Source organism: Acinetobacter sp. 228 (assembly GCF_048147885.1).
Map to the genome: position 1 here is coordinate 206,993 of NZ_JAYWYV010000001.1, position 25,477 is coordinate 232,469.

Below are 25,477 nucleotides of genomic sequence, written 5' to 3' on the forward strand. Positions count from 1 at the left end.
AAAACAAGAATATTTTATGTGATTTAAATCATTTAATTTCATTGAATAAAATTAAAAAGAGTACACAACAATGAGTTTTATGACTGCTGATCAAGCCAAAATATTATCTGATGTCGCAAATATAAATATTGAGATGTTCAAGCCACGTTTAGCGCAATTGATTGAAGATAATGCCAGACAGGGTAATACAGCGGTACTGACAGTTTTTCCCAAGCATCTGCCACTGGAAGAAATCCACCATCTTTCAGCGGAGTTGACAGAGCTGGGCTATAACGTACGCTTTGAGGTAGAGGAGTTCTATTACAGGTTCAATGTGTACTGGCTATAATTTTACCAATTGTTCAAAAATAGTCTTATTCAGGCATATATCTTGCTGTATTTATCTCATAGTTCAAATATGAGAGTTTTATGTCTTTGTTTATTCACTCTGCAGCACAGGCACATGCGCCTTATGTAGTGCTTTCCTCCGGCTTGGGCGGACATGCCAGCTTCTGGAATCCTCAAATTAAAGCCTTACAGCAAAATTTTCATGTAGTGACCTATGATCAGGAAGGTTGTCATTCGGATTCTGAACTCTTGCCAACGCCTTATTCCGTAGATCGTATGGCCCGGCAGATCCTGGATTTATTGATCAATGAGGATATTTGCGAATTTCATTTTATTGGACATGCGTTGGGTGGGCATATTGGCATGCAGCTCGCAACCTATCAGGCGGAGAAAAAATTTAGGTTGCTGAGTCTGACCATGTTGAATGCCTGGGGCGAACTAGACTCACATACCCAAAAATGTTTTCAGGCAAGGACTTCTTTATTGCTGAATAGCGGGGCAGAAGCCTATGTTCGGGCCCAAGCTTTATTTTTATATCCACCACACTGGATCTCAACACATATTGACCCATTAACCGAAGCAGAAAATAAGCAGCTCCTTGACTTTCCACCGATTCAAAATGTCTTGGCACGTATACAGGCAGTACAAGCTTTTCAAGTAGAAGAAGTGCATCAGCAGGCACTCAAACATGTTCCTGTACATCTGATTGCCAATCGGGATGATTTTCTGGTGCCATATCAACGTTCACAACAACTGCAGCAGTTATTGCCACATAGCCGGTTTAACCTGCTCGAAACGGGAGCACATGCTTCTACGGTGACTGAAACTGCCCTGATCAACCAAAACATACTGCATTTTTTAAAATCAGCCTGATATTTTCAGCCAATAAATCTGTTTATTTAAGTCAGACCTTGGGTCTGACTTTTTATTTTTTCTAATGAATCGTTTCTATGGTATGAGCAGGAATTTTACTGCGAATTTATACAGATTCTGCACACGCATGAATTTTTATAAATGCACTTGAATGAAACATAGTGAGCGAAATTGATTCATGGTTAAAAATAGTTATTTTACTAAAAATTCAAAAAAATAAATATTAAGTTATTGAAATAGAATGAATAAATATAGTTGGCACACGGTTTGCAATGTTTATATTGTAAATAAGACTTCCGTAGTGGATTCAAGATTTTGAATAAGTGTTAAAAAATAATGAGGTGTGAAAATGAAAATAGGTGTCTTCTGTCCAATTGGGAACAACGGCTGGTTACTCTCTGAAAATGCACCACAATATATGCCGACTTTTGAGTTAAACAAACAAATCGTGCAGCGCGCTGAACACTATGGTTTCGATTTCGCACTTTCCATGATCAAGTTGCGTGGCTTTGGTGGCAAGACTGAATTCTGGGAACATAACCTGGAAACTTTCACCCTGATGGCCGGCCTTGCTGCTGTTACCAGCAAAATTCAAATTTATGCAACAGCTGCAACTCTAGTCATGCCACCTGCAATTGTAGCGCGCATGGCATCTACCATTGACTCGATTTCTAATGGCCGATTTGGGCTAAATGTAGTGACTGGCTGGCAGCCGCCTGAATACACCCAGATGGGCATGTGGCCAGGCAATGAGTATTTTGGCAAACGCTATGAATATCTATCTGAATATGTACAAATTTTGCGTGAGCTTTGGGCAAACGGAAAATCCGACTTTAAAGGTGAGCATTTCCAGATGGAAGACTGCCGTGTTAGTCCGCGCCCGCAAGCCGATATGAAAATCATCTGTGCAGGTCAGTCTGATGCCGGTCTGGAATTTTCTGCGCAATACGCCGACTACAACTTTGTTTTTGGTAAAGGGCTGAATACTCCAACGGCTTATGCAGAAATTAATGATCGCTTAAAAGAAAAAACCGACCTTACTGGTCGTGATGTGCAGACGTATGTGCTGTTTATGGTGATTGCAGCCGAAACTGATGAAGAAGCTCAGGCTAAATGGCAGCATTATAACGATGGTGCCGATATGGAAGCGATTAACTGGTTGATGAATCAAGGTGGGAAAGACACGACTTCCGGTACAGATACCAATATCCGTCAAATGGCTTCTAGCGTATCTCCTGTAAATATCAATATGGGAACTTTGGTAGGTTCTTATAAAAATGTGGCACGAATGTTGGATGAAATTGGCGAAATCAAAGGTACAGAAGGTGTGCTGCTGACTTTTGATGATTTCGTTCAGGGTGTGGAAGATTTCGGTCAGAAAATCCAGCCATTAATGAAGTGCCGTGAACATATTGTGATTGAAGATACAGCACCCGTTTTGGAGAAAAGCGCATGAGTGAGCACATCGTATCTGTAGGCTTTACTGAAGCATTAGGCACGGGCAAAGTGCTCAAGGCGGAACCTGAATCGATCCGTCTGGCACCAGAACAGACTGCCCTGATTGTGATTGATATGCAGAATGCTTATACCTCGCAGGGTGGCTATCTGGATCTGGCGGGTTTTGATGTCTCAAAGACCAAACCCGTGGTCGAAAATATCAAGAAAGCAGTCGATGCTGCGCATGCGGCCGGTATTCAGGTCATCTATTTTAAAAATGGCTGGGATGCAGAATATAAGGAAGCAGGTGGTACGGATTCTCCAAATTTCCATAAATCCAATGCTTTAAAGACCATGCGCAAACGTCCCGAATTACAGGGGCAATTACTGGCCAAAGGGGGCTGGGACTTTGACCTGATTGATGAGTTACAGCCACTATCACAAGATCTGGTCATTGAAAAACCTCGCTATAGCGGTTTCTTTAATACCGCACTGGACAGCATGTTGCGTGTTCGTGGTATCCGTAACCTAGTTTTTGTCGGAATTGCCACCAATGTCTGCGTGGAGTCGACGCTGCGTGATGGTTTCTTTCTGGAATATTTTGGCGTGGCGCTGGCGGATGCCTGCCATCAGGCCGGTCCAGTCGAAGCCCACGAAGCCAGCCTGTACAACATCAAGACCTTCTTTGGCTGGGTGTCGGATACCTCAAATTTTGTCGATACCTTTCAAAAAGAAAGTGAATCACTTAAAGAAACTGGATTAGCTCAAAGCGCTTAAGAAGTTAAATATCAAGATTAAGGAAAACAGTATGCCTAAAGAAGTCATTATTCCAGCAGGAACTTCAAAACCATTAGCACCGTTTGTACCGGCAACCAAGGCAGACAATATTGTCTATGTGTCAGGCACGCTGGCTTTTGATGAAAATAATAACGTTGTGCATGTCGGTGATGCGGCAGCCCAGACCCGTCATATTTTGGAAACCATCAAACGTGTCATTGAAGAAGCCGGTGGCAGCATGGATGACGTGACTTTCAATCATGTATTTGTCAAAGACTGGGCAGATTATGCGGCGATTAATGCCGTTTATGCAGAGTATTTCCCGGGAGATAAACCGGCACGCTATTGCGTACAGACTGGCTTGGTAAAACCGGATGCACTGGTCGAAATTGCTTCGATTGCCCATGTATAAGCCGAACCACCTGATTCAATTTCATCTATATCAGCCCTAAGTCTGTCACTGAAAACTGACTTGGGGCGAAGGAGAACAGCATGAATGCCAAATTGTCTAAAATCATTACAGAAGCAGTTGCAGATAACAGTGCACTAAATAAGGTGGTAAAGACTGAAAACGCAGCTGAAATGTTTACCCAGGTCGATCAGCAGATTTTCCGTCAGGGTATGTCCAATCTGGGTGCGGCAGTGAATGTGATTACTACACAAGGTCGTTCAGGCATGGCTGGATTTACCGCATCCGCCGTGTGTAGTGTGACTGATACGCCGCCGACTTTGCTGGTCTGTCTGAACCGTTCAGCATCAGTTTATGAAACTTTTAAAAATAATCAGGTGTTGTGTGTGAATACCCTAGCTTCACATCAGCAGCATCTATCCAATCTGTTTGGTGGAAAAACACCTATGGCAGAGCGTTTCAGTCAGGGGAACTGGAAAACGTTGCTGACCCAGTCACCTGTACTTGAGGATGCCTTGGTCAGTTTTGACTGTGAGGTGGTGCAGCAAGTATCTGTAGGCAGTCATGACGTGCTGTTCTGTGAAGTGAAAGCCATGGGCCAGCGTCAAGGCAATGCGCTGATGTACTTTAACCGTTCTTACTGTGAGCCACACAAAATGTGCTAAATCAATTCAGTCCTAATCAAGGAGGGGAAGCCCATGCAAGAAAAAGAATCGTGGTTTCCAAAATTTAAGCCTTACCAAGGCAATATCGATACAACACCAGTTCAGACAGACGAATATCTGCCCGCTGGGAAAAGTATTATTCTCGGGTTACAGCATGTGTTTGCGATGTTTGGGGCAACCGTGCTAGCGCCACTTTTAATGGGCTTTGATCCCAATCTCACAATTTTTATTACCGGGATTGGCACCATTTTATTTTTCCTGATCACTGGCGGCCGATTGCCGAGTTATCTGGGGTCGAGTTTTGCATTTATTGGTGCCGTGGTAGCGGTTACCGGCTATTCAGGAGTAGGCGCGAATCCCAATATTGCGCTCGCACTTGGCGGAACCATTGCCTGCGGTATTGTTTATGCCTTGATTGGTTTGCTGGTCATGAAAACTGGTACAGCCTGGATTGAAAAGCTGATGCCCCCCGTGGTCACGGGCGTCATCGTGATGATTATCGGTTTGCATCTCGCACCGGTCGCGATCAAAAGTGTATCTGCCAACCAGTTTGATTCCTGGATGGCGTTAATCACCATTCTCTGTATCAGTGTGATTGCCGTGTTTACCCGCGGAATGGTACGCCGTCTGCTGCTGTTACTCGGCTTATTGTCCTCCTATCTGCTTTATTTTCTTTTCACCAATATTATGGGCTTCGGACCTGCGATTGATTTCAGCAAAGTCAGTGAAGCGGCATGGTTTGGTCTGCCGACTTTCCAGAGTCCAGTCTTTGAAATGAATGCCATGCTGATGATTGCACCGGTGGCCATTATTCTGGTGGCAGAAAATTTGGGACACTTTAAGGCAGTATCTGCAATGACTGGTAAAAATCTGTCGCCGTATATGGGACGCGGTTTCTTTGCAGATGGTGTTTGTACTTCCTTATCCGCTTCTGTGGGAGGTACGGGAATGACCACCTATGCTGAAAATATCGGTGTTATGGCAGTGACCAAAGTGTATACAACCACTGTGTTTGTCTTTGCCGGGATATTCGCTATCTTGCTCGGGCTTTCACCGAAATTTGGTGCGGTGATCAGTACGATTCCTGTGGCCTTGCTTGGCGGAGCCTCGATTGTAGTATTCGGTCTGATTACGGTTGCAGGTGCCAAAATCTGGATAGATAACCGTATTGACTTTACCAAGAACAGCACAATGATCATTGGCGCAGTGTGTCTGATTATGGGTACAGGTAATTATAGCTTGCAGATTGGTAGCTTTGATTTAGGTGGGATTGGCACTGCGACTCTGGCTGCGATTTTACTCAATCTGTTCCTGAATCGTGGGGAAGATAAAGAATCGCCTGTATCTGCATCAACCGCAACGGACATTGAAGTGAAACCGGTTGCTTAAATATAAGGAGTATCTTTTGAGTCATACAATTGCATTTTTAGGACTCGGCGCAATGGGCTGGCATATGGCTTCCCATATGCCAAAACTCGGACACCCGGTTTGGGTCTGGAACCGGTCTGAACAGAAAGCTGTAGAGCATGCCACACTTTTCGCCACTCAGGCTGTCAGTATTGAGCAGGCGGTTCAAGCCGACTTTATCTTTTCCTGCTTACCCACCAGTCAGGATGTCGAAAATCTAATCGCTGCACATCCACCCAAGCCAGGTTCAATCTGGATTGACTGTACTAGCGGTGTACCAGAATCGGCCCAAAAACTGGCACAACGATTGGAGCAGCAGGGAAGTTATTATCTGGATGCTCCAGTATCCGGTCAGACCATTGGCGCAGAAAAAGGTACTTTAACCGTGATGGTGGGAGGAAATAAAGCTGCCTTTGCGCAAGCCAAACCGGTCATTGCTGCTTTTGCTGGGTTGATTGAGTATGTAGGAGAAAGTGGTTCCGGTTTTGCAGTGAAAGCCGTTAACAATACTTTGATGGCTACGCATTTATGGGCACTGGCTGAAGGCTTAACTGTACTGAAAGGGCAGGGAGTTGATTTAAGCAGTGCCTTGAACTGTATTAATCATTCCAGTGGTAAAAGTAGCATGTCGGAAAATATCATGGCGCAGCGTGTACTGAGCCGTGAGTTTCATAAAACCTTTGCGCTGGATTTATTACAGAAAGATATTGGTATTGCTTTGGAACTGGTGCAACAGCAGCAATTAGATTTATCAGTCATGTCCTTGGTGCAAGAACAGTTTCAGCAGATTGCCAGACCTCAGGCCAGTCAGCTGGATTTTTCCGCTGCGGTACAAGGGTTGGAACAACGTACGCAAATTGAATTAAGGGGTTAAAGTCTTTCTTATAAATTGCTATTCATAGAGAACCTATTAATTTTGAATTAAATCCATAACGACAGATTTATTATCAAAAATATGAAAAGCCGGGAATTTAACAACTCTCGGCTTTCTTATTGAGCATTACTTTAAATAGCCTAAGCAATTTTAAATTTTACTGATATTTGAGCAATTTAAATAAATAGATTTCCTTTATAAATCAGAAAATGATTGTCCATTAATATTTAATGTTCCTTCCCTCTTAGGGGTGAGGAGCATGCTCTGCAAGAGGATGAGAGATTTTTTATAAAGAACCTCTCCTATGAGGAGCGGGAATTTCATAAATAATTTTTAATCATTAAGAATTATTTATGAAAGAGTTCTAATACACTGATATTTACAACTCTGGATTCGCTTCATATTCCTGAATCACTTCAAGTGCAGCACGAAAGGCTTCCTGGGTTGCCGGTGCGCCGCAGTAAGGCAGACTATGCAGCAGCACTTCCTGAATTTCTTCAACCGTTGCGCCATTATTCAGCGCACCTCGCACATGGCCTTTCAGTTCAGTGGGACTTTTTTGAGCAGTCAGAAATGCAATGGTAATTAAAGAACGGTATTTACGTGGCAATACACCTTCACGTTGCCAGGTCGAACCCCAGGCATGTTCATTAATCCAGTCCTGTAGAGGCTGGGTAAAAGGCACGGTATTTTCCTGAGCACGCTGCACAAAGCTTTCCCCCATTACTTCGGTACGGACTTTCAAGCCATTTTCATAATCTTGTTGTGACATGCTTTATCCTCAATTTTATTATTGCTTTAGCTTAACGCTTTTAAGCTAAAATACTATCGTGCCATAGTCGTAAAAAAGTGGCTGAAAAGCCACTTGTAAAGCTTCCAGAGTAAAGCAATAAAATGACTTCACTCTGGAATTTATGACACCTTAAATTCAAGTTTTATTTAAGGTGATACCGAGTGTGAAGGATCAGTTTGCACTGAAGTATCCGTTCCTTTGGCATCTTCCTTGATGAGATACGGATTCTCAAGCTCTAATACCTCATTCAAGTGCAGATCGAATACATCGGTCAACATGCTGTCATAACGGCGCGCATTATAGTGCAGCAGTTTTTCTGCTTCCTGATCATTAATAAAGCCTTGTTGATGTGCATCGGCTACATGCTCAGCAAAACTGAGTCCTTTAAATTGTCCTTTATTTTCAGCTTTTTTAAAGCGATCCCAGAGCTTTTCAATCTCCAGTAGCAGATTGAAAGTTGATTCCATACGGCCAGTGACATCATTTTCATTGATATTATAGTAGACATGTTTTTTAAGGGTCTGCCGGAAAGCATTGTCTTCCATCATGCTATTTGCAACCTGCTGTTTGAGCTGGTCTGATGGTTTCTGTACCGGACGGCCAAATGGGAAACATAACAGTTTGACCATACCTGCTGCTGCACCTGACGGGAAGTTAGCAAACAGGTCAAAAAATGCTTCTTGCGCTGTATACAGAGACTTTTCTACCGCAAGCTGTGCATGTAAACGCTCATCTTCAGTTTTTTTACTATGCTCAAAAAACTTGAGAATTGCCGATGCAATAAACAGGTGAGCATGAATGTCGGCCAGACGACCCGAAAGCATTTCCTTACGCTTGATATCACCTGCAAGTAAACCTAGACACATATCCGCAGTTAAAGCAAAGTTGGCACTCAGCCGGTTAATCACTTTGTAATAAGAACGGGTGAAGTCAACCGCACTTTGCGGTGCTGCACTTGCGCCACCGCTAAAGGCATAGGCAAAGGAGCGGGCAGTCCGGTTAAAGGTGTATCTCAAATGTTTAAAAAGCAGGTCATCGAAAGGGTTTAGAGCGGCCGCCCGATCTTCAGCCTGTAAAAGCTGTAATTCTTCATAAAGATAAGGATGGCAACGCATTGAACCCTGACCGAAAATCATCAGGGAACGACTAAGAATATTGGCACCTTCAACGGTAATGGAGACTGGAATTGCCTGATAGTAAGGCGCCAGAAAGTTGCGCGGACCCATCTGAATGGCGCGGCCACCGACCACATCCATACCGTGATTGACCACTTTACGCATACCTTCTGTCGCATAATATTTGGCAATCGCCGTCATTACGGCAGGTTTGCCGCCCTGATTCAAACCACAGGTGACCAGATAACGGAAGGCTTCCAGCATATAGGTATCACTGGCGATTTCACTATTGGCTTCCTGTACCCCCTCAAATTTACCGACTGAAATTTTGAATTGCTGACGGATACGAGAGAAAGCACCCACATTTAAATAAGTCATTTCTGCTGTAGACGTAGACAGCGCTGGTAGGGAAATGCCACGACCAACTGCCAAACATTCCATCAGCATGCGCCATCCTTTACCGGCATTTTTGACGCCACCAATAATCCAGTCCAGTGGAATAAAGACATCTTTACCTTCAACTGTACCATTCATGAATGGTGGTCCCGGGTTATGCCGTGGTCCCACTATTACGCCTTCATGACTGGCAGGGAGCAGGGCACAGGTAATGCCGTATTCAGTCTGTTCACCCAAGAGATGATCAGGGTCATACATTTTAAAGGCCAGGCCTACGACTGTCGCGATTGGGGCTAACGTAATCCAGCGTTTGGAAAAATTCATTCTCAAGCCCAGAACTTCCTGACCTTCAAACTGACCATAGCAGACTACACCGGTATCAGGAATCGCACCGGCATCCGAACCGGCTTCTGGACTGGTCAAACCGAAACAGGGAATTTCTTCACCACGCGCCAGACCTGGCAAATAACGGTTTTTCTGTTCTTCAGTACCGTAATGCAGCAATAACTCACCCGGACCGAGAGAGTTCGGCACCATGCAGCTTACGGCGGTGGTGAGCGAGCGTGAGGAAATCTTGCTCATCACCCGGCTTTGGGCAAATGAACTGAAGGCGCGACCGCCGTATTCTTTGGGAATAATCAGACCCAGAAAACCATGGTCTTTGATGTATTGCCAGATGTGATCAGGCAGCGCTTTTTGCTCATGAATTTCCCATTCATCCAGCATGCTGCACAAGGTTTCAACTTCATTGTCCAGAAAGGCTTGCTCTTCTAGCGACAGCTTTGGATAAGGATAGCTGTTAAAGGTTTCCCAATTCGGTGCACCCATGAACAGCTCTTTTTCCCACCAGCTGGTCCCGGAATCCAGTGCTTCGCGTTCTGTTGGACTAATGCTCGGCATAGCATTGGCCAGTGTTTTATAGGCCGGTTTGGAAATGAATGACATGCGCAAAGGTTCGATCATCACTACAAGGCTAATCAGGATGAGCGGAATACCGAGAATAAGTGACCACGGGCTAATAAAGGCACACACTACTGACATAATAATTAGCGTGATTGCACCCACACTACGCGAGAGCTGAAAATAGAACACAGCCCATAAACTGAGTAATAGCAGTAGTACAGCAAATATAAATAGCATTGTTATATTTCTCCAGATTTATACCAAGCTGGCTTTGCCAAGATCCCTCATGGATATTTCGTTATTACAATTCATTCATTCTTGTCACTTGAGATTTGGATAGCTTCAGCAGTGCACGTGTGAGAATGATCTTTTTCAAGTATTAAAACGAATAAGTTAAGTTGTTTATCTGTTTTTGAGATTGTTTGAAAAATGCTCATTCTTCAAGTGAGAACGCGCAAAGAAATGTGAAGATAAGTAATGACTTAATCTTTGTCTAATAGAGAAAAATCAGCTTAACGCTGAGTTAAATTTTAATTATAGATATTAAAAAGCCCTCTACTTGAGAGGGCTTTTATTTCATCTATTTAAACCGATTAAGCTTCAATTGTCTGAACTGCAATTTTCTTGGCAGGGTCAACCTTACGACGCACTGCTGGTACAGGTTCGCCATAGTATTGACGGTCGGCAAAATAGCTTGAACGAACCATTGGCGCTGCCCAGATATTGCGGAAGCCCAGTTTTTGACCATGTTTAGTATAACGTTCGAATTCTTCAGGTGTCACGAAGCGGTCAATCGCTGCATGTTCCTTGGAAGGCTGCAAATACTGACCAATGGTTACATAGTCCACGCCATGCGCATGCAGATCATCAAGCAGGGCAAGCACTTCTTCTTCGGTTTCACCAATTCCTACCATTAATCCACATTTGGTTGGAATGTCTGGGCAGTATTCCTTAAACATTTTCAGCAGGTTTAAAGAGTGCTGATAGTCAGAACCTGGACGCATGGCTTTATACAGACGTGGCACTGTTTCGATATTGTGGTTAAACACATCTGGTGGACACTCAGTCATGATGCGTAGCGCAATATCCATACGGCCACGGAAGTCTGGCACCAGAATTTCTAGTAGAGTATTCGGGCTTAAGGCACGTGCTTCTTTAATACAATCTACAAAATGCTGAGCACCACCATCCAGCAGATCATCACGGTCTACGGAAGTAATTACTGCATATTTCAAACCCAGGTTGGCAATGGTTTCAGCCATATGACGCGGTTCATCTGCATCGAGTGCATTTGGACGGCCATGTGCTACATCACAGAACGGACAGCGACGGGTACAGATGTCCCCCATAATCATAAAGGTAGCAGTACCGCCACCAAAACATTCAGGCAGGTTTGGACACGCGGCTTCTTCGCACACCGTGTGTAATTTTTGCTGACGTAATGTGGTTTTAATGCGTTGAACTTCTTCCGGTGCCGCCATTTTTACTCGGATCCAGTCCGGTTTGCGTGGCGTTTCAACCGTAGGAACAACTTTTACAGGAATGCGGGCAACTTTTTCCGCACCGCGAAGTTTGACGCCCTGTTCAGGTTTACGGTTTTCAGACATATTCAACTTTTCCACTGTTTTTGAAGGGGGAGATACTCAAAGATAGCCGAGTTATTATAACGGACTTAGCTACAAATGGGGCAAAAAGGACTATTCATTTAATAAATGTTCTTATCAAGTAATATATGTGAGTTAAATACACCAAATCAACAGGATTTACGTCATAATAAGCAGGTAGATTAAAGTAAATTTTTTAATTTTGAGGAGCGTTGAATGCCACGTAAAAAAGAGGTCGTTAGTGGGACTTTCGTTAAATATGATGCGGTAGTTCTAGGTTCGGGCCCTGCGGGCGAAGGCGCGGCAATGAAACTTGCCAAATCAGGTAAACGTGTTGCAATCGTTGATATGCGTGAACAGCTAGGTGGTAACTGTACCCACGTTGGTACGATTCCAAGTAAAGCATTGCGTCAGACGGTATCGAGCATCATCCGTTATCAACGTGATCCAATGTTTCAAAAAGTAGGTGAATGGAAACAGTTCACCATGAAGCAGGTGCTTCGTAATGCACATAAAGTGATTCAACAGCAGGTTGAAACACACTCGCGTTTTTACGATCGTAATAAAATTGATATTTTCCATGGCCGTGCCTACATTCAGGATGAAAATACCATTTTTGTATTTACCCCGGATGGCATCAAGGAAACGATTCAGTTTAAACAGTTGGTGATCGCGACCGGTTCTCGTCCTTACCGTCCTGAAATTCTAGATTTTAATCACCCGCGTGTATTTGATTCAGACAAAATTCTGGATCTGGATTATACAATCCAAAAAATCATTATTTATGGTGCAGGTGTCATTGGTTGCGAATATGCATCGATCTTTATTGGTCTGGGCCATAAAGTTGACCTGATCAATACACAGCCGAAACTGCTCAGCTACCTGGATGATGAAATTTCTGATGCATTGTCTTATCACTTGCGTGAACAGGGTGTTTTGATCCGTCATAACGAACAGATTGATTATCTTGAAACGTCTGATGAATATGTAGTTCTGCATACTCAGAGTGGCAAGAAAATTAAAGCAGATGCAATTTTGTGGTGTAACGGCCGCTCAGGCAATACCGATGGTTTGGGTCTGGAAAATGTCGGCCTGAAACCGAACAGTCGTGGTCAATTGACTGTAAATGATCAATATCAGACTGACGTTGAAAATATCTATGCTGCTGGTGATGTGATTGGCTGGCCATCTCTGGCTTCTGCTGCCTATGACCAAGGTCGTTGCGCGGGTGCAAACATGAGTGGTGAGAAAGACGTTGCTCCGGTCACTGATATTCCAACCGGGATTTATACCATTCCTGAAATTTCTTCGATTGGTAAGAATGAACAGCAGCTGACTGAAGAGAAAATTCCATATGAAGTCGGTCAGGCATCGTTCCGTCACCTGGCCCGTGCACAGATTACCGGTGATACTGTGGGCGAATTGAAGATTCTGTTCCATCGTGAAACGCTGGAAGTTTTGGGTGTTCATTGTTTCGGTAACAATGCATCTGAGATTATCCACATTGGTCAGGCAGTCATGAACAGCCCGAACAATACCATCAAGTACTTTGTAGAAACTACCTTTAACTATCCGACTATGGCGGAAGCTTATCGTGTGGCAACGCTGAATGGTATGAACCGTTTATTCTAATTTGACTCATTCAAGTTAGCCAAAAACCCGCAAGATCAATCTTGCGGGTTTTTCTTTTTTAATCTTTATAGCTACTTTTGACCAGTCACCGTGAGGGCTAGGCAGCCATTTTTCGACATTCTTCAGCACAACGGCGGCATGCTTCGGCACATTGCTGACAATGTTCATGTTGGTGCTGACCACATTCTTCTGCGCAGTAGTCACATGCTTTTGCACAAAGTTCACATATCTCATGCATGAAAGGAGACTGCTTTTGTTCCATACGGGCACACAGCTGACAAATATCTGCACAATCCAGACAGCGCTGGATACATTCCCGCATCATCTCTAGCTCTTTTTCTTTAAGACAGGCGCTGGCGCAGTTGGTACATGCCAGAGAACAGCTCATACAGGTCTGAACACAATCTGAAAATTGAAGCTGATTCATTGTTGTTTCCTCTTTCCATGGGTTTATTGCTGATTTTCTAATACGCTAAGCAGAAAAAGGAAAATACACCAGACAGATTAAGTGAGAAAAAGTAAACAGCTACTTTGTTTTGTTAAAGATCGACTGGATCAAAGCTAATATTCAAAGTTAATTTTTTGCTTGAAAATAAAAAACCATTGAGGTGGTCAAAGTCTCAATGGTGGAAGATCGACATGATGAATCGTAATTATTGAAGGTTTAAGCTAGTTCTACCTTTCTCGTTATTCTCGTTTTTATTATTAAAATGGACGGCTACCTGCCAGACTGATACGTTTCAATAAACGGCGCTGATCAGCCGGGAAAGGACGACGGGAGTGCAGCGTCACCTGATTGTCCCAGAACACGATATCGCCCACTTCCCAATGATGTTCATAAGCGAACTCAGGTTTTGAAATATGCTCACGCAATGTTGCAATCAGTTCGCTGCCAGCCTGATCATCATAATTGACCAGTTCGACTTCGGTATGCGTATTCAGCCAAAGTGCTTTACGACCGGATTCGGGATGAGTGCGCACCAGTGGATGTGGATAGGCATGACTTAATATGGGCTGATCTTTAAAGCGATACAGCGGGCTATTGCCATAACCTTGATCCTCAACCTGATCTCTGGTTTTTTGGCGGCGCACGAATGGGTTGTAAGTAATCAGTTGTAGCTGATCAATTTGTGCTTTGGTTTCTTTATCGAGTGCATCATAGGCTTTAATGGTATTGATCCAGCTGGTCTGACCGCCGTCCTGAGGCAGTTCAATTGCATACAGAAGGGAACCAAAAGAGGGTAAAGGTGTCCATTGATGATCGGCATGTGGAGTCAGTTCACCATGCCCGGTATAGTCTCCCTGATCAACTGCATTGGACACCGGAACGACATCGGGTGGAACACCGCTATCCGACTGCGCAGCCAGTACAGGTGTATCTGCACCTGGGCGGAAAATGGAACCGAAATAGGTAGAAAATGCCAGGTACTGTAAATCATCCAGACTTTGCTGTTTGAAGATCAAAATCAGGTGCTCGGCCAGCGCCTGTTTTAACTTCAGAATGGTGTCGGATGACTGTACTTTACGGGCATCCAGACCATAGACTACTGCGCCTAAGGCCTGACCTGTTTGCGGTACAATTTTGATTTCATCCGGATGTTGAAATTGATCTTGCTGATGCCAGCGTGGGGCATCATGAATGGCTTGTGAAAGTTGGGTTAAGCTGGTCATTATCAAGTCTCAGAATTTTTTAATAATCAGAATCTAAGAAAATTCCGGACTGAAATAAAATCAAAAGAAGTGATAAGTTTATGAAGAATCTTATATTTTTATTATTTTGCTGATTTTACAGCATTTAACTTATTCTGCGATGGATTGCGTGTTTTTTGCTGAGGATATTCCAGCAGATTAGTGGGCACAGAAAGCCTGATTAAAATATTCAAACAGCTCCGGGGTCTGGAACCAGAGCGTAATCGACAGAGCCAGTAAAAGCAGGAGAACTACAGTAATCGAAATTTTGAGTTTCAGCAGAGAATCAGTCATGGACGATTTGCTCCTCATTGACCCAGAAATGCACCAGTACCCCAAAAATGCTGAGGACAATTGACAGCATCCACACCGCATTATAATTGCCACTCAAATCATGGTTGACTCCACCCAGCCACCCACCGAAAAATGAGCCAACCTGATGGGTGAAAAATACAATACCACTGAGCATGGTCAGATATTTCACACCGAACATATTTGCGACAATGCCATTGGTCAGCGGAACGGTTGATAACCAGAGTAATCCCATGATGACACCAAAGGCATAAACTGTCCATGTACTCAAAGGCAGCATGAGAAAGGCAATAATCGCGATTCCGCGCAGACCATAAAGCCCCATCAGCAGATGCGGCTTGGAATATTTGCCACCGAGCCAACCGGCAGTATAGGTACCTACCACATTAAACAAACCGACCAGCGCCAGAAAAATTGTACCTGTTGTGGCATTAAAACCATGATCGATCAGATAGCCAGGCAGGTGGATGCCAATAAATACCACCTGGAAACCACAAACAAAAAAACCTAAGGCCAGAAACCAGAACGGTTTATGATTTTTTACTACCACCAGAATCTGTTTAAAACTCAGTGAGACTTTATTCGGGGTAGAGGCTGCGTTGGGATTAACATACATCGGTGCTTTTAGCATCCAGGCCAAGGGCACAATCAGTGCAATCAGAATGGCACTGACCACTAATGCTGCTGACCAGCCGACATTCTGTAAGAGTAAAAGGGTCGAAGGCAACATGATAAACTGGCCAAAAGATCCGGCTGCACTGGCAATCCCCATAGCTAGACTACGCTTTTCTGGCGGTGCTGCACGCCCCACTGCAGACAATAACACCGGAAATGACGTAGCTGACAGGGCGAGACCTAGAATTAACCCTACACTCAGATTGAGTAGTAGCCCGGTCGAGCTGACTGCCATCAGGAGCAGGCCAATTGCATATAAAGCTCCACCTACAGCAACGACAATCTTGCTACCATATTTATCGGCAAATGCCCCGGTAATGGGCTGAACTGCACCCCAGATCAGGTTTTGCATGGCAATCGCCAGACTAAAAACATGATGACCCCAGCCAAATTCTTCACTCATCGGCACCAGATACAGGCCGAATGCATGTCGTACGCCCAGCGACAATGCCAAGATAATGGCGGAGCCAATGAGCATAAAAACCAGAGCTTTGGAAAACTGACCGTCAGCCATACATCATTCATGCCTATAAAAGTTGATAGGTATAGTATTCGATTCAGGCAAGAGAGGCGATTAAATAAAAATTGATCAAAAGATAAATTTTTTTTATCAATATGATTCGCAAAAAAAACGGCCGGAGCCGTTTTCTTAAAAAGTAAAAAATTAACTTAGAAGCGCATTCCAAATCCGGCATAGGCCAGAATCGGATTAATTTCAATATCGGCTTTTGAATTAATCAAGGTCTGTCCGGTATTTTCATTAATTACAGTAATTTTAGATTCATTCTGCAAATGGGCATAAGACACTGAACCCACCGCAAACCACTTATCATTGAAATCATAAGTAAAGCCAACAGTAGCTATGGGGGCAAAAGCATCGGTAGCTTCAAGATCCACTTTCATTCTACCCGTGCTATCCTTCATTTCCAGGGAAGCACCAGCATTCTGATTAATAATATTCTGGATCATGTGGCCTGCAGCAACTAGATCAGATTCAATACCTTGATCTATTTCAAGTTCATTGAAATAAGCATACATAAATCCTACCCCAACATAAGGACGGAATTTATTTACCCCAGTTTTACCAAAATGATACTGGAGTTCAAAAGCCGGGGTCCAGGCACGTGCTTCTGCAGCTTTGCTGGACTGCGCTAGATCTGTAATTTTGATGTCATTGGCAAGATTTAAATTACCTGCAATCCCACCCAAAGGCGTTGCCACAGCAGCAAATGGTGCATAGATTGTACCTTTTCCCTTGATATCTACCTTGGGGGGAATACCCGCCTTCATTTCAAAAGAAATATTATCGGTAAAATAATAGTTGGTCAGGAGGCCTAGGGTGGTGACATCATCTGCTTCAAGACCCGTTCCTGGATTATCCCATTCTGAAAGACCGTATACATAGGAATCTCCAGAAAGGCCACTAGATACCTTACCGCCAAAGGCACCAATTAACCTTACTAATCCTTCGACGACACGATTTGGTTTGCGGTCAGGATCAAGGTTGTCTATGACGGTTTCCGCCTGTATATCTCCCACTTTGGATTGATAGCCTTCATTAATTGCAGTATTGACACGAACAGGCTGTGCTTTACCTTGCGGCATTACATGCAATGCACCAACGGATACAGAAAAGCGTTTAAAGCCATCTCCATCCTGCAAGCTAAAATAAGGGGAATCTGCATAAGCGACCATAGGTAAAGTCGCCAAGCCTGCCATACACGCCAGCATTTTTTTCATTGATTTGGAACTCCATGTCCAGTGTATTTATTCGTTTTTCTAGTTCATTAATTATGTGAATTAAATTTAAAAATTCAGTTATAGAACAATAGGCTAAAAGTTAATCAATAGTTAATCTTGGTAACGGCTGTATGCTTTATGTGTTTCGTAGTTGCTTTTTTAAAGAAAAGTGCTTTGAAAAATGAGGAGTTTGCTGCTTAATTTTAATGTAAATATCAAGAAAGTTTAGCTTGGAATTAACTCAACTATCGATCAGACTAATTTTTGATTATCTACATGATAATTTAAGTAAATTTTAGGCTGGACATGGTTCATGCAAATGTTTGTCTGAGCACATTTATTATTTTAAAAAATACGTCGAGATGAATTTATCCAAGATCCTGCTACCCAGTGGGTTGAGTTTTTTTGTACAATAGTTATATATATTATTGAGTGAATCATATGAGCACCCAAACGACTCCCAAAAAAAAGCCCCTGGTCAATTTACCTTTCCCTATTAAACAAGCAGAGCAAAATGCTGCCGAAGAAGTTCTAGAAGATTTAAGACCAAGACCGCAGCGCTATGCTGACCGTACCTGGATGCCGCCACGTGGTACTCGCCGTTCAATGGGCAAACGCTAATTGATCCCACTCAAAAAGCTATGATAAATCATGGCTTTTTTTGTGGAAGTTTTTAGGGAGTTGGCGATCAATATTTCATTTTTGCAGCTTCCTGAGCATGAAAAAGTAAAAAACCGGATGATCCAAATCTCTTTCAGTTTTATTCTTAATAAAGCAAACGAAATATTTAAGCTTTCTAAATACCAAACGAAACAAAATCCAGACCTGATCTATTTCATATTCAGTATTTGAGTAGCTAAAAAAAAGCCAATTCAGACATTGGCTTTTTTAAAAGGAGTACTGTGGCCACTTAACGAATACTTTTACGTGCTTTATTTTCCGGTTTGGGTGGAGCAATTTCTCGCTCACCTTGCCAGACATCAATAAAATCTTTCTCGTTAATATTATAAAGTTCCAGTAGCGCTAAAATCACGCCTCCAAACAACATGGCACCTTCTTTCTGGCTTTGAAAATCGACCAGCTTGGTATTCAGGTTATGCAGGATATCTTCAATTTCAAAAACACGTTCCCGTCCATTGCTGTCGGTCGGGTAGATCTGAGTATTTAAAATAATCCTTGCCAGACTTTTTTCATTTTCAGTCAAAGGCAGTTCTTCAATCAGCTCATCACTGGCCGGAGTTAAAATGACCGAATCACGGAAAATGGTATGCAAGAAATTTGCGGTTAATTTGGGCAAGGGTTTTTCGACAAAAGGACGGAAAGATTGCGGGAAAATGACATTGCGCGAGATGCCTTTGAACATCGGTGCAATTTCCTCGACCTTATAACCTGCGATCCCGCAGCCTATGGAAGTAATAAAATATTTATTTTTAGGATGGTTTTTGGTGTAAATCTTAAAGTCATCAATATAGTGCTGGATTTGTGAGAGCGGCATTTGTTGCAAATGCTCGTTCATGGTGGGAATGGCATAGCTTTGACCCGCCCAGCCACGACCGACGCCCATGACTGCGCCAAAATGCTCAAGTGCCGTTCTAGCTGCACCACCACCATGCTGGCCAGCCAGGTTGCTGCCAAATACAAAAACGGTATTTTCTGGAAGGGATTTAACAATACTTTCATCGTGATAGTGGTAAGTCATAATTGTCTATTCTAGGCCATCCTGATCTTCATGTTGCCCGTGAAATGAAGAGGGGTCAAGGCATTATTCTGCAGCGCTATCCAAACAGATAAGTCAGTATTCCACCCATGATCCAAAACAGCATACCGAGTAAACCTAAATAAAGTTGTTGTCTGAAAATGCTTAATTTATTCTTTTGCACAAGTGATACTCATGGGTGAGTTTTAAAAAAAGTGTTTTTGAATAAGAAAGTAAATAACGCTAACTAAATAGAAAAGGCCCAAACAAAATATGATTGTGCCCATATAGCGAAACTGATTCTTAGTCACGATTTCACGATACTCTTTATCTTTCATTATCCTGCCAATTTTTTATAATTTTTAAAGATCTCAATTTTATATTGATTGTTGCATAATTCAAAATTGATTTGGATTGATCTGTACCTTATTCATTAAATCTAAGTAAAGTAAAGCACTATAAAATAATGACAATGATACTGTTTTATTTTACCAAACAGAAACCTGGATAGGGATTGAGTAATTCAGTTTTACCCCCATAATAAATTGAGTCGATATCCGCAGTGAAATTATTAAAGCTATGAGTGATAAACAACCCTTTGAACTGGTGACCAGTTATCAACCTGCTGGCGATCAGCCACAGGCCATTGAAAAGCTGGTCAAGGGTATAGAAAAAGGCTATCACGATCAGCTTTTGCTGGGGGTTACCGGTTCAGGTAAAACCTATACTATGGCCAATGTCATCGCCCGTACCCAGCGTCCGACTATTGTCATGGCCCATAACAAAACGCTGGCTGCACAGCTCTACGGTGAATTTAAAGCATTTTTCCCGAATAATGCGGTTGAATATTTCGTCAGTTATTATGACTACTATCAGCCAGAAGCCTATGTGCCATCTTCAGATACCTTTATCGAGAAAGATGCGGCAATTAATGACCACATTGACCAGATGCGTCTTTCGGCCACCCGTGCACTTTTAGAACGTCGCGACGCAATTATTGTCGCTTCAGTGTCTGCGATTTACGGTCTGGGTGATCCGAATGCCTATATGAGCATGTTGCTGCATGTGGTCGAAGGCGACCGTATTGGACGTGATGATATTATTCGCCGTTTGGTCGAGATGCAGTATTCGCGTAACGAACTGGAATTCCTGCGCGGTACTTATCGTATTCGTGGCGAAATTATTGATATTTTTCCGGCTGAATCCGATCAGGATGCGATCCGGATTGAACTGTTTGATGATGAAGTTGACTCCATTCGCTGGTTTGATCCGCTGACCGGGAAAATGGTTCGTAAAGTGCCTCGCGTAACCATTTATCCTAAAAGCCATTATGTTACGCCGAAAGACAATTTGTCCCGTGCCATCGAAACCATTCGGGAAGAACTTAAAGAGCGTCTGGTGTTCTTCCGGGAAAATGACAAACTGCTGGAAGCCCAGCGCATCGAGCAGCGCACACGCTATGATCTGGAAATGATGCAGCAACTGGGTTATACCAACGGCATTGAAAACTATTCACGCCATTTATCTGGCCGTCCTGCGGGTGAAGCGCCACCGACCTTGTTCGATTATATTCCTGATGATGCCTTGCTGATTATTGATGAGTCACATGTGACGGTGCCGCAGATTGGCGCCATGTATAAGGGCGATCGTTCGCGTAAAGAAAATCTGGTCAATTACGGATTCCGTTTGCCGAGTGCGCTGGATAACCGGCCGATGAAATTTGAAGAATGGGAACGGATTGTGCCGACGACTGTTTATGTTAGCGCAACGCCCGCACGTTACGAGCTGGAAAAATCCCAGCAGATTGTCGAGCAGGTGGTACGTCCAACCGGTCTGATCGATCCGGAAATTGAAATCCGTCCAGTTTTGACACAGGTCGATGATGTGCTTTCAGAAATTAATCTGCGTAAAGACATTAATGAGCGGGTGTTGGTTACAACCTTGACCAAGCGCATGGCTGAAGATTTGACTTCTTATTTGAAAGAATATGGGATTAAGGTCGCTTATTTACACTCGGATATCGATACTGTTGAACGGGTAAAAATCATTCATGAGCTGCGTACTGGGGTTCATGACGTGCTGGTCGGAATTAACCTGTTGCGTGAAGGCCTTGATATGCCGGAAGTATCATTAGTGGCGATTCTGGATGCAGATAAAGAAGGATTTTTGCGTTCTGAGCGCTCTCTCATTCAGACCATTGGCCGCGCTGCGCGTAACCTGAAAGGTAAGGCGATTCTGTATGCTGATCGTATTACTGATTCGATGCAGAAAGCGATTGATGAAACGGACCGTCGTCGTGCCAAGCAGATTCAGTTTAATGAAGAGCATGGTATTACGCCACGTAGTGCAGTGCGTCAGGTGATCAAGGAAATTGATACGGGTGAAATATTGAATGATGAATCCATTAAATTACACGTATCAGATCAGGCACGTGCCATCAGTGCGGATGAGCGGCATATCATGGCAGATCCGAAACTTTTTGCGAAACATATTAACAAACTGGAAAAAGAGATGCTGAAAGCTTCCAAAGAGCTGCAGTTTGAGCAGGCTGCACGTATGCGGGATGAAATTTTACGCTTGAAAGCCCAGATGTTTGATTGATTATTGTTGCATTAAATCTTATTTAAATGACGTAAAATCAATCACAAAGCAAACATAATGTAACAAATTAAGGGCTGTGATAAAGCTATTGTAGGAACAGAATTTTTTAAATAAATATTTTGTGAACATGCAATAGGTATCTTTATGACAACTCAAAAATCTTCACGTACCGGATTAAAGCTGGCAAAAATTGCGGTGGGTAGCGCGGTTCTTCTCGGTTTGGGCGCCGCTACTATGGCTTATGCGAAAGACGAGCCATTACCGACCATTGAGAAAGTTGAACTGGACCGTTATTTGGGGACATGGTACGAAGTAGCACGCAAGCCTCTATATTTTCAAAATAAGTGTGATCGTGATGTCACAGCGACTTATACTTTAAATGAAAATGGCAATATTGTGGTGGATAACCGCTGCATTAAAAAAGATGGTGGACAAACCCAATCACTGGGTGAGGCATTTGTGCAGAATCCACCACAGAATACCAAGTTAAAAGTCAGTTTCTTACCAGACTTTATTCGCTGGATTCCGGTCGCCCGTGGTGATTACTGGGTTTTAAAACTGGATGAGAACTATCAGACTGTGTTGGTGGGCGAGCCTAAACGTAAATACATGTGGATACTTTCCCGTAATCCCCAACTGGATAAAAACGTAGTGAATGAATATTTGCAATATGCACAGTCGGTGGGCTATGACCTGAGTGATGTGATTTATACCAAGCAAACTCAAAGATAAGTTTAGCGTTTTTATGTAAACCATGCTTAGGCATGGTTTTTTATGCTGTGTGAAAACATAATATCTAATTTTAAATGGAGACCTTTTTATATAAGTGAATTATCAAGCTTTCTATAATGCTAGTCGCTATAATGCAGACGAATCAAAGTAGAGTTTGACTATGTATAAAGGCATTGCGTTATCTGTATTGGCCTCCGTGGTTTTTGGAGTGCTCTATATATTTACGCCCTTTTTACAGCCTTTAGACAGTGAACAGACCTTTGCTTGGCGTATGCTGGCGACCTTGCCATTTCTGACTGCATTTATGTGGTGGTCAGGGGACCTGAAACATATCAGCAGTATCTTTAAGCGGGTATTACGACAGCCTTCATTTTTGATCTGGTTGCTGATTAGTTCGCTGTTATGTACCACACAATTGTGGTTGTTTTTATGGGGGCCTATCAATGGGCGTGGTCTCGAAGTCTCGCTCGGCTATTTTCTCCTGCCTCTGGTAATGGTGTTATTCGGCTGTGTGCTCTACAAAGAAAAATTATCATCTTTCCAGATGGTCGCTGTTGCATTGGCAGTATTGGGAGTAGGGCATGAAATCTGGCGAATTGGTTCAATCGCATGGGAAACAGTCTATGTTGCTTTAGCTTACCCAATTTATTTCTTTATGCGGCGTAAATTCGCTACCGATCACCTGGGTGGATTTTGGTGGGATTTATTTCTGATTTTGCCTGTTGCGTTTTATCTTGGCTTTATTTATAGCGACTCTTTGCCATTAATATTCAGTCATTATCACTTGATATTGGCAGTGCTTGGGTTAGGCTTTTTAAGTGCGCTCGGTTTAGGCAGTTATATCCTGGCCAGTCGATATTTGCCTTTTGTGATTTTTGGGCTATTGAGTTATCTTGAACCGGTATTGCTGGCTTTTGCTTCAATGGCACTTGGGGAACGCGTAGAATCAGGTGAATGGCTGACTTATATCCCAATCTGGTTGGCCGTCTTCGTGCTGGTAGTGGAAGGAATCTTGCATTTACTCAGACAACGTAAACATCAATTAGCCCTTAAGAAAAATCTGGAAAACTATAAAGATCGACTTCAATCTTAAAATTAAGAAGAGATCGCATGAATAAACAACATTTAACAAATTTATGCCTGTGATTAAAAAACAGCTATCTTTAAAATTTTTGGATGCAAAATCATTCAGCTAATTACAATTATTTTTAAAATTTATAGTGAATATACGTTAAAAACTGCCCGTCATAATGAGCTTTTGATTCAAACTTGCCGCCAATTCCATTACAATTGTCGGGTTTAGAAATTTATGCCTAGATTTACAATTAATTAGAGGACGTATCTGTGAGCAAAGACACTATCGTTGCCCTACATGCAGAGCACCAAGGTCGCTGGAAAAACCGTGAAGAACTTGCGGAACGTATGATTGCCCTTGTGGGTCAGTTATATCGTGAAAAAAATATTGTAGCTACAGTTTATGGTCGCTCTTTAATTAACCGTTCTGTGATTCAGATTCTGAAAGCACATCGCCGTACTCGCGTGCTAGACGTTGAACTTTCTGTTGTAGACACTTTCCCAATCCTTGAAGCATTGGCGAAAATTGACAACATCGGTACTGCTGAAGTCGATCTAGGCAAACTTGCTGTTGAGTTCAAAGCAAAAGGTGGGGATGTTAACGCATTCGTTGCTGACGCTGTGAAATCTCTTGAAGGCAATCCAACTTCTGTTGAAGGTAGAGATGTTGTTCTTTACGGTTTCGGTCGTATTGGTCGTATCCTTGCACGTTTGATGATCAGCCAGTCAGGTCTGGGCCGTGGCTTGAACCTGAAAGCAATTGTCGTTCGTAAATCGTCTGATGGTGATCTGGAAAAACGTGCGTCTTTATTGCGTCGTGATTCAATCCACGGTCCATTCGCGGGTACGATTTCTGTTGATGAAGAAAACGAAGCAATTATTGCTAATGGTCAGTTCATCAAAGTGATCTATGCATCAAGCCCATCTGAAGTAGATTACACTGCATACGGTATCGAAAATGCACTTGTTATCGACAATACAGGTAAATGGCGTGATGCGGAAGGCCTTGCTCAGCACCTGAAATGTCCAGGCGCTGCCCGTGTTATTCTGACTGCACCGGGTAAAGGTGACATGAAGAACGTGGTATTTGGTGTGAACCAGGCTGACATTCTGGATGAAGACAAAATCATCTCTGCAGCAAGCTGTACTACAAATGCGATCACTCCAACATTAAAAGTGTTAAACGACAAATACACAGTGATTAATGGTCATGTTGAAACAGTTCACTCGTTCACAAACGACCAGAACCTGATCGATAACTATCATGCTGACCGTCGTGGCCGTGCTGCTACACTGAACATGGTCATTACTGAAACTGGTGCAGCGAAAGCAGTTGCTAAGGCGCTTCCAGCTCTTCAAGGTAAACTGACAGGTAACTCTGTACGTGTACCTACACCAAACGTATCATTGGCGATTCTTAACCTTACCTTGGGTCAGGATGTTGATCGTGATGAAGTGAACGAATACATTCGTCAGATTTCAATCGGATCTAGCCTGCAAGGTCAAATCGGCTATACCAACTCGACTGAAGTGGTATCTTCTGACTTTATCGGTTCACGTACTGCAGGTGTATTTGACGCGCAAGCGACTATCACTTCAGGTAACCGTTTAACTTGCTACGTTTGGTACGATAATGAAGTAGGTTATAGCTGTCAGGTACTTCGTATTGCTGAACAGATGGGCGGCGTAAGCTATCCTAAAATTCCTGCTGAGACTAATGCATAATTAGTTTTTAGCTAAAAAAAG

Annotated in this window: 23 protein-coding genes; 14 read left to right on the plus strand and 9 right to left on the minus strand. The window is 43.0% G+C overall.

The window, feature by feature from the left end; translation table 11 throughout:
• The first annotated feature begins 70 nt into the window (after positions 1-70).
• From VXQ92_RS00995 to VXQ92_RS01030, 8 genes are all read left to right on the plus strand, one after another.
• Entirely contained in the window at positions 71-328 is a 258-nt protein-coding gene (locus tag VXQ92_RS00995; RefSeq protein ID WP_064095521.1) for a hypothetical protein, read from the plus strand.
• Positions 329-408: 80 nt separating this feature from the next.
• Positions 409-1,200 (plus strand): pyrimidine utilization protein D, encoded by a 792-nt coding sequence (gene rutD, locus VXQ92_RS01000; protein WP_416679946.1) that lies wholly within the window; start codon positions 409-411, stop codon positions 1,198-1,200.
• Between the two features lie 349 nt (positions 1,201-1,549).
• Positions 1,550-2,656: a pyrimidine utilization protein A gene (gene rutA / locus VXQ92_RS01005; RefSeq protein ID WP_064101410.1), complete on the plus strand. Its 1,107-nt coding sequence runs from the start codon at positions 1,550-1,552 to the stop codon at positions 2,654-2,656.
• Positions 2,653-3,414, plus strand: coding sequence for a pyrimidine utilization protein B (gene rutB / locus VXQ92_RS01010; RefSeq protein ID WP_416679947.1), 762 nt, complete (start codon positions 2,653-2,655; stop codon positions 3,412-3,414). The genes rutA and rutB overlap by 4 nt, the downstream gene beginning before the upstream one ends.
• Positions 3,415-3,445: 31 nt before the next feature.
• The gene (rutC, locus tag VXQ92_RS01015) at positions 3,446-3,826 is read left to right on the plus strand and encodes a pyrimidine utilization protein C (RefSeq protein WP_064095517.1); all 381 of its coding nucleotides are present in this window, start codon (positions 3,446-3,448) and stop codon (positions 3,824-3,826) included.
• 170 nt (positions 3,827-3,996) lie between these two features.
• Positions 3,997-4,488 (plus strand): NADH-dependent FMN reductase RutF, encoded by a 492-nt coding sequence (gene rutF, locus VXQ92_RS01020; RefSeq protein WP_416680037.1) that lies wholly within the window; start codon positions 3,997-3,999, stop codon positions 4,486-4,488.
• A 33-nt stretch (positions 4,489-4,521) separates the two neighbouring features.
• The gene (rutG, locus tag VXQ92_RS01025) at positions 4,522-5,877 is read left to right on the plus strand and encodes a pyrimidine utilization transport protein G (protein WP_416679948.1); all 1,356 of its coding nucleotides are present in this window, start codon (positions 4,522-4,524) and stop codon (positions 5,875-5,877) included.
• A 16-nt stretch (positions 5,878-5,893) separates the two neighbouring features.
• Positions 5,894-6,769: an NAD(P)-dependent oxidoreductase gene (locus VXQ92_RS01030; RefSeq protein ID WP_416679950.1), complete on the plus strand. Its 876-nt coding sequence runs from the start codon at positions 5,894-5,896 to the stop codon at positions 6,767-6,769.
• A 379-nt stretch (positions 6,770-7,148) separates the two neighbouring features.
• Here the strand turns inward: VXQ92_RS01030 and VXQ92_RS01035 are convergent, their stop codons facing one another.
• The 3 genes from VXQ92_RS01035 to lipA all read right to left on the minus strand — a co-directional run bounded on the left by VXQ92_RS01035 (position 7,149) and on the right by lipA (position 11,583).
• Positions 7,149-7,541, minus strand: coding sequence for a carboxymuconolactone decarboxylase family protein (locus VXQ92_RS01035; protein ID WP_262478610.1), 393 nt, complete (start codon positions 7,539-7,541; stop codon positions 7,149-7,151).
• 167 nt (positions 7,542-7,708) lie between these two features.
• Positions 7,709-10,213, minus strand: coding sequence for an acyl-CoA dehydrogenase (locus VXQ92_RS01040; protein ID WP_416679952.1), 2,505 nt, complete (start codon positions 10,211-10,213; stop codon positions 7,709-7,711).
• Positions 10,214-10,569: 356 nt separating this feature from the next.
• Positions 10,570-11,583 (minus strand): lipoyl synthase, encoded by a 1,014-nt coding sequence (gene lipA / locus VXQ92_RS01045; RefSeq protein ID WP_416679953.1) that lies wholly within the window; start codon positions 11,581-11,583, stop codon positions 10,570-10,572.
• Positions 11,584-11,796: 213 nt separating this feature from the next.
• Here lipA and sthA point away from each other — a divergent pair, with 213 nt between their 5' ends.
• The gene (gene sthA, locus VXQ92_RS01050) at positions 11,797-13,212 is read left to right on the plus strand and encodes a Si-specific NAD(P)(+) transhydrogenase (protein ID WP_064095510.1); all 1,416 of its coding nucleotides are present in this window, start codon (positions 11,797-11,799) and stop codon (positions 13,210-13,212) included.
• Between the two features lie 97 nt (positions 13,213-13,309).
• On the opposite strand, the gene VXQ92_RS01055 is transcribed toward sthA, so the two are convergent.
• From VXQ92_RS01055 to VXQ92_RS01075, 5 genes are all read right to left on the minus strand, one after another.
• Entirely contained in the window at positions 13,310-13,639 is a 330-nt protein-coding gene (locus tag VXQ92_RS01055) for a four-helix bundle copper-binding protein (protein ID WP_416679954.1), read from the minus strand.
• 278 nt (positions 13,640-13,917) lie between these two features.
• Positions 13,918-14,883, minus strand: a complete 966-nt coding sequence (locus VXQ92_RS01060; RefSeq protein ID WP_416679956.1) for a TauD/TfdA dioxygenase family protein — start codon at positions 14,881-14,883, stop codon at positions 13,918-13,920.
• A gap of 177 nt (positions 14,884-15,060) precedes the next feature.
• Complete coding sequence (locus VXQ92_RS01065; protein ID WP_416679957.1) at positions 15,061-15,195, minus strand: hypothetical protein; 135 nt, start codon at positions 15,193-15,195, stop codon at positions 15,061-15,063.
• Positions 15,188-16,402: an MFS transporter gene (locus VXQ92_RS01070; RefSeq protein ID WP_416679958.1), complete on the minus strand. Its 1,215-nt coding sequence runs from the start codon at positions 16,400-16,402 to the stop codon at positions 15,188-15,190. Before VXQ92_RS01070 ends, VXQ92_RS01065 begins: the two co-directional genes overlap by 8 nt.
• A gap of 155 nt (positions 16,403-16,557) precedes the next feature.
• On the minus strand, positions 16,558-17,628 hold the full coding sequence (locus tag VXQ92_RS01075) for an OmpW/AlkL family protein (RefSeq protein ID WP_416679959.1): 1,071 nt from the start codon (positions 17,626-17,628) through the stop codon (positions 16,558-16,560).
• A gap of 441 nt (positions 17,629-18,069) precedes the next feature.
• On the opposite strand from VXQ92_RS01075, the gene VXQ92_RS01080 reads away from it, so the two are divergent.
• Entirely contained in the window at positions 18,070-18,249 is a 180-nt protein-coding gene (locus tag VXQ92_RS01080) for a hypothetical protein (RefSeq protein WP_064095505.1), read from the plus strand.
• Between the two features lie 289 nt (positions 18,250-18,538).
• Here VXQ92_RS01080 and VXQ92_RS01085 read toward each other — a convergent pair whose 3' ends face one another.
• A complete protein-coding gene (locus tag VXQ92_RS01085; RefSeq protein WP_416679960.1) occupies positions 18,539-19,327 on the minus strand; it encodes a hypothetical protein in 789 nt (262 codons plus the stop codon).
• Positions 19,328-19,903: 576 nt separating this feature from the next.
• Between VXQ92_RS01085 and uvrB the strand changes: the two genes are divergently transcribed.
• The 4 genes from uvrB (at position 19,904) to VXQ92_RS01105 (ending at position 25,456) form a co-directional block, all read left to right on the plus strand.
• A complete protein-coding gene (uvrB, locus tag VXQ92_RS01090) occupies positions 19,904-21,925 on the plus strand; it encodes an excinuclease ABC subunit UvrB (protein WP_416679962.1) in 2,022 nt (673 codons plus the stop codon).
• A 144-nt stretch (positions 21,926-22,069) separates the two neighbouring features.
• On the plus strand, positions 22,070-22,657 hold the full coding sequence (locus tag VXQ92_RS01095) for a lipocalin family protein (protein ID WP_064101399.1): 588 nt from the start codon (positions 22,070-22,072) through the stop codon (positions 22,655-22,657).
• A gap of 160 nt (positions 22,658-22,817) precedes the next feature.
• Entirely contained in the window at positions 22,818-23,750 is a 933-nt protein-coding gene (rarD, locus tag VXQ92_RS01100) for an EamA family transporter RarD (protein WP_064101398.1), read from the plus strand.
• A 251-nt stretch (positions 23,751-24,001) separates the two neighbouring features.
• Positions 24,002-25,456 carry a glyceraldehyde-3-phosphate dehydrogenase gene (locus tag VXQ92_RS01105; protein ID WP_416679965.1) on the plus strand — a complete coding sequence of 485 codons (1,455 nt, stop codon included), beginning with the start codon at positions 24,002-24,004 and terminating at the stop codon, positions 25,454-25,456.
• Positions 25,457-25,477 lie beyond the last annotated feature (21 nt).

What these genes read in the sequence shown, in the direction of transcription:
- lipA (WP_416679953.1), bottom strand. Translation starts at nt 11,583, where the DNA reads ATGTCTGAAAACCGTAAACCTGAACAGGGCGTCAAACTTCGCGGTGCG.
- VXQ92_RS01035 (WP_262478610.1), bottom strand. Translation starts at nt 7,541, where the DNA reads ATGTCACAACAAGATTATGAAAATGGCTTGAAAGTCCGTACCGAAGTA.
- sthA (WP_064095510.1), top strand. Translation starts at nt 11,797, where the DNA reads ATGCCACGTAAAAAAGAGGTCGTTAGTGGGACTTTCGTTAAATATGAT.
- VXQ92_RS01060 (WP_416679956.1), bottom strand. Translation starts at nt 14,883, where the DNA reads ATGACCAGCTTAACCCAACTTTCACAAGCCATTCATGATGCCCCACGC.
- VXQ92_RS01080 (WP_064095505.1), top strand. Translation starts at nt 18,070, where the DNA reads ATGAGCACCCAAACGACTCCCAAAAAAAAGCCCCTGGTCAATTTACCT.
- uvrB (WP_416679962.1), top strand. Translation starts at nt 19,904, where the DNA reads ATGAGTGATAAACAACCCTTTGAACTGGTGACCAGTTATCAACCTGCT.
- rutF (WP_416680037.1), top strand. Translation starts at nt 3,997, where the DNA reads ATGTTTACCCAGGTCGATCAGCAGATTTTCCGTCAGGGTATGTCCAAT.
- rutB (WP_416679947.1), top strand. Translation starts at nt 2,653, where the DNA reads ATGAGTGAGCACATCGTATCTGTAGGCTTTACTGAAGCATTAGGCACG.
- VXQ92_RS01055 (WP_416679954.1), bottom strand. Translation starts at nt 13,639, where the DNA reads ATGAATCAGCTTCAATTTTCAGATTGTGTTCAGACCTGTATGAGCTGT.
- rutG (WP_416679948.1), top strand. Translation starts at nt 4,522, where the DNA reads ATGCAAGAAAAAGAATCGTGGTTTCCAAAATTTAAGCCTTACCAAGGC.
- rutD (WP_416679946.1), top strand. Translation starts at nt 409, where the DNA reads ATGTCTTTGTTTATTCACTCTGCAGCACAGGCACATGCGCCTTATGTA.
- VXQ92_RS01095 (WP_064101399.1), top strand. Translation starts at nt 22,070, where the DNA reads ATGACAACTCAAAAATCTTCACGTACCGGATTAAAGCTGGCAAAAATT.
- rutA (WP_064101410.1), top strand. Translation starts at nt 1,550, where the DNA reads ATGAAAATAGGTGTCTTCTGTCCAATTGGGAACAACGGCTGGTTACTC.
- VXQ92_RS01075 (WP_416679959.1), bottom strand. Translation starts at nt 17,628, where the DNA reads ATGAAAAAAATGCTGGCGTGTATGGCAGGCTTGGCGACTTTACCTATG.
- VXQ92_RS01065 (WP_416679957.1), bottom strand. Translation starts at nt 15,195, where the DNA reads ATGACTGATTCTCTGCTGAAACTCAAAATTTCGATTACTGTAGTTCTC.
- VXQ92_RS01040 (WP_416679952.1), bottom strand. Translation starts at nt 10,213, where the DNA reads ATGCTATTTATATTTGCTGTACTACTGCTATTACTCAGTTTATGGGCT.
- rutC (WP_064095517.1), top strand. Translation starts at nt 3,446, where the DNA reads ATGCCTAAAGAAGTCATTATTCCAGCAGGAACTTCAAAACCATTAGCA.
- VXQ92_RS01085 (WP_416679960.1), bottom strand. Translation starts at nt 19,327, where the DNA reads ATGACTTACCACTATCACGATGAAAGTATTGTTAAATCCCTTCCAGAA.
- rarD (WP_064101398.1), top strand. Translation starts at nt 22,818, where the DNA reads ATGTATAAAGGCATTGCGTTATCTGTATTGGCCTCCGTGGTTTTTGGA.
- VXQ92_RS00995 (WP_064095521.1), top strand. Translation starts at nt 71, where the DNA reads ATGAGTTTTATGACTGCTGATCAAGCCAAAATATTATCTGATGTCGCA.
- VXQ92_RS01070 (WP_416679958.1), bottom strand. Translation starts at nt 16,402, where the DNA reads ATGGCTGACGGTCAGTTTTCCAAAGCTCTGGTTTTTATGCTCATTGGC.